10 protein-coding genes are annotated in these 12,890 nt (G+C 31.3%); 3 read left to right on the forward strand and 7 right to left on the reverse strand.

Features of this window, described 5'->3' with window-relative positions; all coding sequences use genetic code 11:
• Positions 1-77 precede the first annotated feature (77 nt).
• On the forward strand, positions 78-1,343 hold the full coding sequence (locus ACSHW5_RS15360; protein ID WP_435677032.1) for a D-alanyl-D-alanine carboxypeptidase/D-alanyl-D-alanine-endopeptidase: 1,266 nt from the start codon (positions 78-80) through the stop codon (positions 1,341-1,343).
• A gap of 33 nt (positions 1,344-1,376) precedes the next feature.
• On the opposite strand, the gene ACSHW5_RS15365 is transcribed toward ACSHW5_RS15360, so the two are convergent.
• Positions 1,377-1,841 carry an RNA methyltransferase gene (locus ACSHW5_RS15365; RefSeq protein ID WP_435677033.1) on the reverse strand — a complete coding sequence of 155 codons (465 nt, stop codon included), beginning with the start codon at positions 1,839-1,841 and terminating at the stop codon, positions 1,377-1,379.
• On the reverse strand, positions 1,841-4,471 hold the full coding sequence (gene mutS, locus ACSHW5_RS15370; protein ID WP_435677034.1) for a DNA mismatch repair protein MutS: 2,631 nt from the start codon (positions 4,469-4,471) through the stop codon (positions 1,841-1,843). The genes ACSHW5_RS15365 and mutS overlap by 1 nt, the downstream gene beginning before the upstream one ends.
• A 111-nt stretch (positions 4,472-4,582) precedes the next feature.
• Here mutS and ACSHW5_RS15375 point away from each other — a divergent pair, with 111 nt between their 5' ends.
• Positions 4,583-5,113 (forward strand): RNA methyltransferase, encoded by a 531-nt coding sequence (locus ACSHW5_RS15375; RefSeq protein WP_435677035.1) that lies wholly within the window; start codon positions 4,583-4,585, stop codon positions 5,111-5,113.
• 368 nt (positions 5,114-5,481) lie between these two features.
• Here ACSHW5_RS15375 and mgtE read toward each other — a convergent pair whose 3' ends face one another.
• From mgtE to ACSHW5_RS15395, 4 genes are all read right to left on the reverse strand, one after another.
• Positions 5,482-6,834, reverse strand: a complete 1,353-nt coding sequence (gene mgtE, locus ACSHW5_RS15380; RefSeq protein WP_435677036.1) for a magnesium transporter — start codon at positions 6,832-6,834, stop codon at positions 5,482-5,484.
• Positions 6,824-7,627 carry a 16S rRNA (adenine(1518)-N(6)/adenine(1519)-N(6))-dimethyltransferase RsmA gene (rsmA, locus tag ACSHW5_RS15385; RefSeq protein WP_435677037.1) on the reverse strand — a complete coding sequence of 268 codons (804 nt, stop codon included), beginning with the start codon at positions 7,625-7,627 and terminating at the stop codon, positions 6,824-6,826. Before rsmA ends, mgtE begins: the two co-directional genes overlap by 11 nt.
• A 243-nt stretch (positions 7,628-7,870) precedes the next feature.
• On the reverse strand, positions 7,871-8,200 hold the full coding sequence (locus ACSHW5_RS15390; protein WP_435677038.1) for a DUF4286 family protein: 330 nt from the start codon (positions 8,198-8,200) through the stop codon (positions 7,871-7,873).
• An 81-nt stretch (positions 8,201-8,281) separates the two neighbouring features.
• Positions 8,282-10,075, reverse strand: a complete 1,794-nt coding sequence (locus ACSHW5_RS15395; protein ID WP_435677039.1) for a tetratricopeptide repeat protein — start codon at positions 10,073-10,075, stop codon at positions 8,282-8,284.
• Positions 10,076-10,293: 218 nt separating this feature from the next.
• On the opposite strand from ACSHW5_RS15395, the gene ACSHW5_RS15400 reads away from it, so the two are divergent.
• Complete coding sequence (locus ACSHW5_RS15400) at positions 10,294-10,437, forward strand: hypothetical protein (RefSeq protein WP_435677040.1); 144 nt, start codon at positions 10,294-10,296, stop codon at positions 10,435-10,437.
• A gap of 96 nt (positions 10,438-10,533) precedes the next feature.
• On the opposite strand, the gene serS is transcribed toward ACSHW5_RS15400, so the two are convergent.
• Complete coding sequence (gene serS / locus ACSHW5_RS15405) at positions 10,534-11,808, reverse strand: serine--tRNA ligase (RefSeq protein ID WP_435677041.1); 1,275 nt, start codon at positions 11,806-11,808, stop codon at positions 10,534-10,536.
• Positions 11,809-12,890: the final 1,082 nt, after the last annotated feature.

The raw sequence follows: 12,890 nt of genomic DNA on the forward strand, positions 1-12,890 counted from the left end.
ATATTTATTCAATATATTTACTTTACAAGTATATTTATTTATTATTTACAAACAAGAATTATTAAAAAAGATTTTTTATGTTAAAAAAAGTAGTCATACTTTTATTGATTGTGGTATTTTTTTCTCATTGTAAAACGGCTAAAACCGCTAGAAAAATTAAAAAAACAACGGCTACTTCTTTTTTTAATAATCAATTTACAGGCATTTACATTTATGATGTTTCAGCAGATAAAGTACTCTATAATTACAATGGCGAAAAGTATTTTACACCCGCAAGCAACACAAAAATTTTTACATTATTTACAGGTTTAGAGTTGTTGTCAGATGCTATTCCTGCCTTTAAATATGCGGTAAATAAAGATACTATTACCATTCAAGGAACAGGAGATCCAACTTTTTTACACCCTTTTTTTAAAGATAGTACGGCTTTAAAAATGATTAAAAACTACAAAAAAGTTCATTTAATTGTAGATAATATCTCTGATAAAAGATACGGACCTGGTTGGGCTTGGGAAGATTTTGATAGTTATTTTAGTGCAGAAAGAAGTAGTTTACCAATCTATGGAAATGTGGTTACTGTTCAGAAACAAGATTCTTTAGAAGTGTTTCCAGAATATTATAAAGAAAAATTAAATATTACAGACGGCTTTTACGGTAGAGATGAATATAAAAACATGTTTTATTTTGGAAAAAATAGAACAAAGGAAACGGAAATTCCAATGATTATGAGCGATTCTTTACTTGAAAACCTTTGGAATGCGATAGCACCTAACAAAGTTTCAATTTTGAAAAAATCTAATATTCATCCTTCTACAATTGCGTATGGAATTCCTAAAGACTCTTTGTTTAAAAGAATGATGGAAATAAGCGATAATTTTTTGGCAGAACAAATTTTAATTTTGGCATCTTCTACTCTTTCAGACACTTTGAGTTCTGCAAATGCAAGAAACTATATGTTAGAAAATCAATTAAAAGATTTACAACAGAAACCACGTTGGGTAGATGGTTCTGGTTTAAGCAGATATAACTTGTTTACACCCATTTCTTTTGTAGATGTTTTAACAAAGTTGTACCAAAAAATTCCGGAAGAAAGGTTGTTTCAATTTTTTCCTGTTGGCGGAGAATCTGGCACTTTAAAAAATTGGTTTTCTGGCAACCAAAAACCTTATATTCATGCAAAATCTGGCACTTTAGGAAATAACTATAATCTTAGTGGTTATTTAATTACAAACTCTGGTAAAGTATTAATATTTAGTTATATGAATAATCATTTTATGCATTCTAATGCTGATGTTAAAAAGAAAATGCAAGCTGTTTTTGAGGAATTAAGAGACCATTATTAAAACAGTAAATTCTTGGTAAGATCTTTCTAAATTTTACGAAACGTTAAAATTAATTTTTGCTTGTCTATCGTACATAATAATGCTTCCTGCAACAGATACATTTAAACTCAATTCAGATTTAAACTTTACTAAATAATGCGATTTTTCAATGGCTGTATTAGACAATCCGTGATCTTCTGCGCCTAATAAATACACGCAACGTCTCGGATGGGTAAACGTTTCTAATTGTACTGCTTTTTCATCTAATTCTACACCAACCAACATAGCACCTTTTGGTAAGTTGTTAAAGAAATCGTCAAAAGTTTTGTAATGAAAATAAGGCATTGCACCAATAGCTTTGTGTGTATCGCAAGCTTGTTTTGCATATCTATTGCCAATGGTAAAAATAAAACTAGCACCCATGTTTTGGGCAGAACGCCATAATACACCTAAATTTTCAGGTGTTTTTCCATTCTGAATTCCAATTCCGAAAAAACCTTGTTCTAAATTGTTTACCATTACTTTTTAATCAACATTCTTTTAATCTCATTCAACTTCATTAAGGCTTCAATAGGAGTTAACGTATCAATATTTGTTGCTAAAATTTCTTCTTTAATGTTTTCTAAAAGTGGGTCATCTAACTGAAAAAAGCTGAGTTGCATTTCTTCATTTTGTTCTTGTTTTAAAACGTCTTTGACTTCAGAATTTTTGTTGTTTTTTTCTAGTTTTGCTAAAATTTTATTCGCTCTATGAATTACCATATTTGGCATTCCGGCAAGTTTGGCAACATGAATACCAAAACTATGATTAGAACCTCCAGAAACCAATTTACGTAAGAAAATAATAGTGTCTGCTAATTCTTTTACAGACACATTAAAGTTTTTAATACGCTCAAAAGAAGTGGTCATTTCATTTAATTCATGGTAATGTGTAGCAAACAATGTTTTTGCTCTAGTTGGATGCTCGTGTAAGAACTCAGAAATTGCCCAAGCAATCGAAATTCCGTCATAAGTAGAAGTTCCTCTACCAATTTCATCTAAAAGAATTAAACTGCGCTCAGAAACGTTATTTAAGATAGATGCTGTTTCGTTCATTTCTACCATAAAGGTAGATTCGCCCATAGAAATATTATCACTTGCGCCAACTCTGGTAAAAATCTTATCTACAATACCAATTTTTGCGTTCTGAGCCGGAACATAACTTCCCATTTGTGCCAATAAAACAATGAGTGCTGTTTGTCTTAAGATTGCCGATTTACCAGACATGTTTGGTCCAGTAATCATAATTATTTGTTGTTGATTTCTGTTGAGCACAACATCATTTGCAATATACGTTTGATCTATGGGTAATTGTTTTTCAATTACGGGATGACGACCGTTTTTTATCTCTAAATCTGTACTTTCATCCATAACAGGACGTACATAATTATTGTCGACCGCTAAAACAGAAAAAGACAATAAACAATCTATTTTTGCAATAATTTGTGCATTTTCTTGTACAATTTGTACAAATTGAATGATGTATTGTAATAATTTAGAAAATATTTCTTGTTCTAATTTGGCAATTTTTTCTTCTGCTCCAAGAATTTTAGTTTCGTATTCTTTTAATTCTTCCGTAATATAACGCTCTGCATTTACCAAGGTTTGTTTACGTATCCATTCTTCCGGAACTTTGTCTTTATGAGAGTTTCTAACTTCAATATAATAGCCAAAAACATTGTTGAAAGAAATTTTTAAACTGCTAATTCCAGTTCGTTCAGTTTCACGTTTTAGCATGTTATCTAAATACGTTTTTCCAGAATTAGAAATGGCACGTAAATCATCTAATTCTTGATGAACGCCTGTGGCAATGGCATTTCCTTTATTGATGTTTACCGGGGCATCATCAAACAACGTTTCTTTAATTTTTTCAATTAAATCTTGGCAAGTATGTAATTGGTTTCCGAGTGTTTTTACCGCTTTATTTTTACTGTTTTCTGCAGATGATTTGATTGGTAAAATGGCCTTCAAAGAATCTTTTAATAATACAATTTCTCTGGGTGAAGCTTTACCAGTTGCTACTTTAGAAATTAATCGTTCTAAATCTGATATTTGTTTTAGTTGATAGGTTACTGTTTGAGAAAATTTATCAGAATCAATAAAAAACTTTACCAATTCATGACGATTTTTAATGGCGTCGATATTTTTTAAAGGAAGTGCCAACCAACGTTTTAAAAGTCTTCCGCCCATGGGCGAAATGGTTTTATCAATCACATTTAAAAGTGTGACTGCGTTGTTAGAATTTGGATTGTACAATTCTAAATTTCGAACTGTAAAACGATCCATCCAAACATAATTGTCTTCTGCAATTCTGCTAATATGCTGAATGTGTTTTAATTGATTGTGTTGCGTTTCCGACAAGTAATACATAACGGCACCGGCAGCAATAATTCCGTTTTTAACATCTTCAATTCCAAAACCTTTTAAACTTTTTACTTCAAAATGATTCTGTAAAGTTTCGTGTGCGTATTCTTTTTGAAAAACCCAATCATCAAGATAAAACGTATAATATCTATTTTCAAATAATTCTAAAAACTGTTGTTTGTGTTGTTTTTGAACCAAAACTTCACTCGGAGCAAAATTTTGCAACAATTTATCAATATATTCTGCATTTCCTTGTGCTACTAAATATTCACCTGTAGAAACATCAAGAAAAGAAATTCCGAGTTGTTTCTTGGTTGTTGAGCGTGAAGAAGTATCGAAATGAACTGCTGCTAAAAAGTTATTTGTTTTGGTTTGTAAAACTTCATCATTTAAAGAAACACCGGGCGTAACCAATTCTGTAACACCACGTTTTACAATGGTTTTGGTCATTTTAGGATCTTCTAACTGATCGCAAATTGCCACGCGCATTCCTGCTTTTACCAACTTTGGTAAATAGGTGTTTAAAGAGTGATGTGGAAAACCTGCCAGAGCAGTTTCGGTTTCACTTCCGGCGCCACGTTTTGTTAAGGTAATTCCTAAAACTCCGGCAGCTTTTTTAGCGTCTTCACCAAAAGTTTCATAGAAATCTCCTACTCTAAAAAGTAACATTGCATCAGGATATTTAAGCTTGATTGCGTTGTATTGTTTCATTAAAGGAGTTACCTTTTTAGCTTTTGTTTTTGCCAAGTTTTGGAAATTTTCAGTTAGTTTTGCGAAGTTACAAAAAGTAGGCAGTATTCAGTATTCAGTAAAACAGTTTTTTACTGTTGAATGCTACTGCCAAGGGAAAACTGAATTATGAGAAAATTAAAAAATAACGAGTTAGGTAGAATTTCGGTTGATGAATTTAAAACTGTTGATAAAACGCCCATAATTGTAGTTTTAGACAATATTAGAAGTTTAAATAATATTGGTTCTGTGTTTAGAACTAGTGATGCTTTTTTGATTGAAAAAATTTATTTATGTGGTATTTGTGCAACTCCGCCAAACAAAGATATTCATAAAACAGCTTTGGGTGCAACAGAATCTGTAGCGTGGGAATATGTAGAAGATACGCTTACGCTTATTCAAAAATTAAAAGATTCAAAAATTAAAGTTTTGGCTATTGAACAAGCTGAAAATAGCACAAAACTTGACACTTTTTTCCCAGAAAAAGACCAAAAATATGCCATTGTTATGGGAAATGAAGTAAAAGGCGTGCAACAAGAAGTGGTAAATGCGTCTGATTTGTGTATCGAAATTCCGCAATTGGGTACAAAACATTCTTTAAATATTTCTGTAACTACGGGAGTTGTAATTTGGGATTTGTTTGTGAAGTTGAGAAAATAGTCTTTCCGTTTATTTAGTTTACCATTTCTGATGTTACATTTTTATAGCCGTTTATATTTTTTCTCCTACAGTTTGTCCTTTTGAACGGAGAGAAAAATAGCATTAGGTTAATTGGGTTTGTGCAGCACTGTTATGAGATTTCTCCTTGCGAAGAAATGACAAATTGAGTGTTTAGTTTTTGGGTTTCCTCAACTTTTACGGTTGCAAATTTCAAATGATATTAAAGGAGTATTCTGTAAATACAAGTAGCTGGCAAACAAGTCTAGCCCAGATTGAAGCCTTTCGACTTTGCTCAAGACAAGCTCTATCCTTTTTGCTTTTTTAGCAAAAAAATATAGCGAAAAGCTGGAAATAGCTTCTAAAATAAATTAAAATCCTAAGACTAATTTTGCAATACTAAAATAGATTAAGATTCCTAAAATATCATTACTTGTTGTAATAAATGGCCCAGTTGCCAATGCAGGATCTATTCCTTTTTTATCTAATATTATTGGAATAAAGGTACCAATAATAGAGGCGATAATAATTACAGAAACCAAAGAGGCTGCTACTGTAATGCCTAAGTTTAAATTAAAACCTAAAAACAACATTCCGGCAGACATTAACAAAGCTGCCAACACAAAACCGTTTAATAATCCTTGTAAAATTTCTTTTAATAATCTTTTAAATAACGAACCTTTTAAACTGTCGTTTGCTAAACCTTGTACAATAATTGCAGAAGATTGAACTCCTACATTACCTGCCATTGCAGCAATTAATGGCGTGAAGAAAAAAAGTTCTGGAAAATTATTCATTGCACCATCAAAACTACCTAAAACAGAAACAGAAACAAAACCACCAAAAAGGGCTAAAATTAGCCAAGGTAAACGTGCTTTTGTAAGTTCCCAAATAGTGTCATCTGCTTCTACATCTTGAGAAAAACCAGCTGCCATTTGGTAATCTTTATCGGCTTCTTCTCTAATAACATCAACAATATCATCAATAGTAATTCTGCCCACTAATACATAGTTATCATCTACCACAGGTATTGCTTCTAAATCGTACTTTGCCATTATTTTAGCAACGGCTTCTTCATCTTCATGTACGTTTACAGCATCTACTTTTGTTTTGCAGATGTCTGCTATTTTATGGTCTGATTTGGCAATAATTAAGTCTTTTAAAGACATTCTACCTACCAATTTATCTTGTTTATCTACCACATAAATAGAATGTACTCTGGTAACATCTTTTGCTTGTCCTCTTATTCTGCGCATGCATCCAGCAACGGTCCAAGTTTCATACACTTTTACCAATTCTTTAGCCATTAATGCACCTGCAGAATCATCATTATAAGATAGTAATTCTTTAATATCTGCCGCATGATCATCATCTTCTAAAGCAGAAATTACACGATGCTGACGTTCTTCTGAAAGTTCCCCAATAATATCTGCCGCATCATCGGTGTCCATTTCTCTAACTTCATCTGCAATTTCTTTTGCTGATAAGTTTTTTAAAATTTCTTCACGAGTGTCTTCGTCTAATTCTGTTAGAATTTCTGATGTTTTTTCGCTATCTAAAAGCTTTATAATATAAATAGCTTCATCAAAATTTACTTCTTCTAATACTTCAGCAATATCTGCAAAATGGACCTCAGAAAATAACTTTGTTATTTCTTTATCGTTATTAGAGATGATAAGCTCCGTTAGATTATCTAAAAAGTCATCAGTGATTTCAAATGTCATTCTCTGCTAATTTTTGCGTAAGTGAAATAAACTCAGAAACAGATAATTGTTCTGGCCTTTTCGCAAAGATAGGCTCTTCTTTTAAGGTATCCGAAAGATTGAAGGATTTTAAACTAGAACGAAGCATTTTTCTTCGTTGATTAAACGCAGTTTTTACTACTCTAAAAAATAATTTTTCATTAACTGGAAGTGAATAATCTTTTTTTCTGACAAATCTAATTACCCCAGAATCTACTTTTGGTGGCGGATTAAAAACCGTTGGTGGAACTGTAAATAAATATTCTACATCAAAAAATGCTTGGGTTAGTACAGAAAGAATTCCGTATATTTTACTTCCTTCTTTTTCTGCAATTCTTTTAGCAACTTCTTTTTGAAACATGCCTGCAAATTCTGCCACAAATTCTCTGTTTTCTATGGCTTTAAAAACAATTTGGGTAGAAATATTATACGGGAAATTACCAATAATAGCTACTTGTTTTTTGTTGAAAATATCCTGAATATTATTCTTTAAAAAATCGCCTTCAATAATTTCGAAATGTTCTTTTGATGTATCTAATTTAAGATGTTCTAAAGGAAAAGTTTCATGCAAATAGGCAACAGATTCTCTGTCTAGCTCCATGACAGTAACTTTTGCTTTTTTGGGTAGTAAATATTTGGTTAAAACGCCCATTCCTGGACCTATTTCTAAGACATCATTGTAACCATTTCCAGACAATGCGTCTGCAATATCTTTTGCAATGCTTTCATCCGTTAAAAAATGCTGACCTAAATGTTTTTTTGCTTTTACAGACATAATTATAAGTTGTATGCTTTAAAAACAAAAGTACAGTTAAAAATCGGCATAATTTTTTGGTTTGCCTAGAGATTTAAAAACAAGAAAAATACTACCAACAATTTTATCTGTTATGTTACTTCGTTATAAATTTCCTTTTGAAAGTATAGGAAGCATATGGGTTGCTAAAATTGCATTTTTAATTTAAAGATTTACAATAATATATGAATATATGCAGAATATATCTGCTAAAGTATATTTCATTTAATTCTCTACACTGGTAGGATAAAATTCTTTAATTACTTTTAATTCGGTTCTAAAAGTTAACATTTTATCACTAAATTTTTTTACGCCATCTCCGCGTAATTTTTCTGCGTCGTATTTGTAATAATCGTCTAAATCTTCTCTAGTATTTGCAGTGTATTGTATGGAAAATGTTTTTCCTCCCATGTCTTCTTCTACCAAAACTTCTGTAAGTTTTGCCGTGGTAAATCTTCCTGTATTTAGTACTTCTAAAATGTGTGATTCCATCCAAGTGAGCCATTCTTCATGAACACTTTCATCAATATTTACGGTTACGTTGTATATGTACATTTGTTTATTTTTTTTTGGTTTTTGGTTGATCATTTTTCGTATTTAGGTATCAACCAAACACTCATAACCATCAACTTAAAACTATATGGTATCTCCTCTAATTTTTCTATATTTTTTTCTAGCTTCAACCAAATAAATACTAGAAGAATAGTCAAAAATAATCTTTTGATAGTATTCTGAAGCTTTTTCTAGATTGTTTAAATTGTAATGATAGATTTCGGCCATCATAAAATAAACATCGTCTGTTAAAAAACCTTGATTATCTGCTGCTACTATTTTAGCCAAACTTTCAATAGCTTGTTCGTATTTTTTTTGTTTTACCAATAACTTAGCTTGAAAAAACAATACATCATCATAAATTACTTCTCCGGGAATTAGCCCATTTGCAAAAACTTCTTTATTAGTAAACAAGTTGTGTAATGTTGTTAAAGCTTCATCATTTTTATTCTGATAGGCTAATAATTCTGCTTTAGCCAATTGTTTTAAACCAGAAGGAATAGAATCTACAGGTTCATTATCTGTAATTTTTAAAAACAGTTCTAGCGCATCATTTGCAATTAATTGTGTGGTGGCACTTTTTAATACTTTTAATTGTGCTTTTGCCCAGGTAAAATCGCCTTTAAAATAACTTGTTTGGGCAACTTTAAATCTTGCTTGTTGTGCTATTTCGTGGTTTTTAAGTTGAGTTTGAATTTGCGAAAAATAGATCAATGCTTTGTTATATTTTCCTGTAAACACCAAAATATCAGCTAATTTTAATTTTATTCTTGCTTTGTCAAATTTAGAATGTGAAAAGCTTAACGCGTTTTCTAAAACCTCTTGTGCTTCTGTTGGTTTGTTTTCTTTAAAGGTTAAAAAATCTGCATATTCTACCTGTAATTTTATGGTCAAACTGTTTTTTCCGAATTGCTTAAATAAGGATTGAAACAATTTTTCTGTTGCCGGATTATTGGTGGCAATTGCAATTTTTGTGATGTATAAAAAAGCATCAATTTTTTCTTCTCTAAAGGTAGATTTTTCGGTGATAAAATCGAAACTTTCTTTGGCTGAATCGTAATTCGTATTTTCAAATGCTATTTTTCCTAAATTAAAAATGGCAGATAAATCAGTCGGATTTCTTTGATACAACGCTTTTTCTTGAATGAGTGCTTTTTTATATTCTTTTTGTTGTGTAAACAACCAGCTAAGCAAAACATTCCAAACATTTTTCGGATTGTTAGCAGAGGTGCGTAACAATGTTTTTCTGAAAATAATATTGGCTTCATTTTCAGAATCATCCGTAATATATTTGCTAGTATATCTTTGTACAATATCAAAATACTGATCATTTTTATCAACCAAATCTATATAAGATTCAAACATTTTTTTGAAATCACCTTTTTCTCCGTAAATCTGTGCAATTTGGAATCTAAAATTGGCATTTTCATTTAAAAGCATTGCCTTTTCATAGCTTAAAATAGCATAGTCTAACAGATTGTAATCTTTAAAAATTCTTCCTATAATTGCTGCAAAAGAAACGTTTTTATCAATAGATTTTATTGCCAAATCATAGGTAGCTTTGGCCTTTTCTTTTAAATGTTGTCGTTCGTAATTATAGCCTAAATACACATTTAAAAATGCTTGTTCCGGATGTTGTTTTAATTTAGATTTTAATAAATTTTCAGCCTCTAAAAATTGTTCGGTTTCTTGATAACAAGAAATTAATCTGCTTAAATAAGTAGTATTAAAAGGACTTTGGGTGTATAATTTTTTAAAAACTTGCGCTGCTTTTTCATAAGCACCTTCTCTATAATAATTTTCTCCTAACAAATAATCATTTTGAGAGAAGCCAATACTACTAATAGTGATAAAAAAAAGAAAGATAATCGTTTTCAAAAACTTGAATTAAAATTAGTTTGTGTTCATGTATTTTTAAAACTAATAAAAGCATTGTATAAACTTACAAAATAGTGCTTTTAGAGTTTCATTAGCATCAAAGATAATCAACATAAATGTTAAAATATTATTAAAGCACGCTATTCTGATGTGATGCCTTGTAACATTTTGGCACAAAAGTTGTCTATAGTATAAATAACCAATCAAATTTTAAAATGATGAATACATTTACTAGACAATACGAAATTGCAAAAAACAACTCAATAGAGTTTATGAAAAACGGACAAATTAGCGCTTATTTAAACGCTCTTTTAGAAATGAATAAATACAAAAGATTAATGGTGGCTGTAATTGCTAACTAAAATTTGTTTACAGTTTTCAGTCGCAGTAAACAGTACTCAATTGTATAAAAATAATATTTTACACAAGTAATCTAACTGCTTACTGCCCACTGTATACTAATCTATGATATCAAAGCCGCAATAAGGCACCAAGGCATCAGGTATTTTAATTCCGTCTGCTGTTTGGTAGTTTTCTAAAATTCCTGCTAAAACACGCGGTAAAGCCAAAGAACTTCCGTTTAAAGTGTGCGCAAATTCACTTTTTCCGTCTTTATTTTTAAAACGAAGTTTTAGTCTATTGGCCTGAAAAGTTTCAAAGTTAGATGCAGAACTAATCTCTAACCATCTATCTTGTGCTGTAGAAAACACTTCAAAATCAAATGTTAAGGCAGATGTAAAACCAGTATCGCCACCACACAAACGTAAAATTCTGTACGGTAATTTTAAATCTCTTAAAATATTTTTTATGTGCTCTACCATTCCGTTTAAAGCATTATAAGAATTATCAGGGTGTTCAATTCTTACAATTTCTACTTTATCAAATTGATGTACTCTGTTTAATCCACGTACATGAGCGCCATAACTTCCCGCTTCTCGTCTAAAACAAGGCGTATAACCAGTACAACAAATAGGAAAATCTGATTCTTGTATTAAATTACCACGAAACATATTTGTAATTGGCACTTCTGCCGTAGGAATCAAATATAAATCATCTTCGGTTGCATGGTACATTTGTCCTTCTTTGTCTGGCAATTGGCCAGTTGCGGTAGCAGATTTTGCATTTACTAAATGCGGAACTTGCACTTCTGTATAACCAGCTTGTGTATTTTTATCTAAAAAATAGTTGATTAAAGCACGTTGTAACCTAGCACCTTTTCCTTTATAAACAGGAAAACCAGCACCGGTAATTTTTGTACCCAATTCAAAATCAATAATATCGTATTTCTTTGCTAATTCCCAATGAGGAAGCGCATTTTCTCCTAAATTAGGAATAGTTCCTTCACTAAAAATGTTCTCATTATCTTCTTCAGAAGTACCTGCTTTTACAGAAACATGCGGAATATTAGGAATCTGATATAACAAGTTTTGTAATTCATCTGCAAAACCCGTTAAACTTTCTGTAAGTTCTTTAGATTTTGTTTTTAAAACACCTGTTTTTTCCTTTAAAATATTTGCTTTTTGTATTTCTCCAGATTTGAATAATCCACCAATTTCTTTAGATATTTTATTAGATTCTGCCAACGTATCGTCTAACTCAACTTGCGTTGCTCTCCTATTTTCATCAGCCGTTAAAACTTGTTCAATAATAGATTCAGCATTTGTAAAATTACGTTTTGCTAATCCTTCTAAAACAGTTTTTTTGTGGTCTCTAATAAATTGTACTTGTAACATTTTTGTAGATAATTTAGAAATGCAAATATATAATTTGTGAGATTGATTTACCACTAAATTATAAATAAAAGTATGTGGTATAATTCTAAGCAAATAGAGGCATAGAAATCCTAGAAAAGCTGAGTTTTAACTATTTTTTGGGCGTTACCACAAGGGTCAGGCTTTCGCACTCGCTTTTTTTGTAAAAAACAAAAAAGAGCTCAAACAATTGCTCTATCCTTAACGCGAAGTGCAATGCTAAGAAAGGAAGAGTCTTTCATAAGAATGTTACTTCAAAGTATTGAGAAGGCTCATAACAGTGATAACACAAACCTACACACCCAATTTGTCATTTCGACGTAAGGAGAAATCCCATAACATAAATACCATAAACATGAGCAACTTTATGAGATTTCTCTCAAAAAAGGGTCGAAATGACAAACCAAATGAAGACACAAAAATAAACCACCCCAATTGTCACTTCGAAGTATTGAGAAGGCTCATAACAGTGATAACACAAAACTACACACCCAATTTGTCATTTCGACGATAGGAGAAATCCCATAAAACAGCTACTACAACGTTGAGCAACTTTATGAGATTTCTCCCAAAAGGGTCGAAATGACAAACTAGATGAGGACACAAAAATAAACCACAACAATTGTCACTTCGAAGTATTGAGAAGACTCATAACAGTGGTAACATAAAACTACACATCCAATTTGTCATTTCGACGTTAGTAGAAATCCCATAAAATAGCTACTACAACGTTTAGCAACTTTATGAGATTTCTCCCAAAAAGGGTCGAAATGACAAACCAAAAGAAGACACAGAAATAAAATACAATAATTGTCACTTCGAAGTATTGAGAAGACTCATAACAGTGATAACACAAACCTACACATCCAATTTGTCATTTCGACGTTAGTAGAAATCCCATAAAATAGCTACTACAACGTTGAGTAACTTTATGAGATTTCTCCCAAAAGGGTCGAAATGACAAACCAGATGAAGACACAACAATAAACCACAATAATTGTCACTTCGAAGTATTGAGAAGACTCATAACAGTGGTAACATAAAACTACACTCCCCAATTTGTC

The sequence above is a fragment of the Polaribacter sp. genome, assembly GCF_051251875.1.
In the GTDB taxonomy this organism is placed as follows: Bacteria; Bacteroidota; Bacteroidia; order Flavobacteriales; family Flavobacteriaceae; genus Polaribacter.

Bases quoted from the DNA above. Each gene is read 5' to 3' on its own strand.
- mgtE (WP_435677036.1), bottom strand. From the start codon at position 6,834: ATGACATTTGAAATCACTGATGACTTTTTAGATAATCTAACGGAGCTT.
- serS (WP_435677041.1), bottom strand. From the start codon at position 11,808: ATGTTACAAGTACAATTTATTAGAGACCACAAAAAAACTGTTTTAGAA.
- ACSHW5_RS15375 (WP_435677035.1), top strand. From the start codon at position 4,583: ATGAGAAAATTAAAAAATAACGAGTTAGGTAGAATTTCGGTTGATGAA.
- ACSHW5_RS15390 (WP_435677038.1), bottom strand. From the start codon at position 8,200: ATGTACATATACAACGTAACCGTAAATATTGATGAAAGTGTTCATGAA.
- ACSHW5_RS15400 (WP_435677040.1), top strand. From the start codon at position 10,294: ATGAATACATTTACTAGACAATACGAAATTGCAAAAAACAACTCAATA.
- rsmA (WP_435677037.1), bottom strand. From the start codon at position 7,627: ATGTCTGTAAAAGCAAAAAAACATTTAGGTCAGCATTTTTTAACGGAT.
- ACSHW5_RS15365 (WP_435677033.1), bottom strand. From the start codon at position 1,841: ATGGTAAACAATTTAGAACAAGGTTTTTTCGGAATTGGAATTCAGAAT.
- ACSHW5_RS15360 (WP_435677032.1), top strand. From the start codon at position 78: ATGTTAAAAAAAGTAGTCATACTTTTATTGATTGTGGTATTTTTTTCT.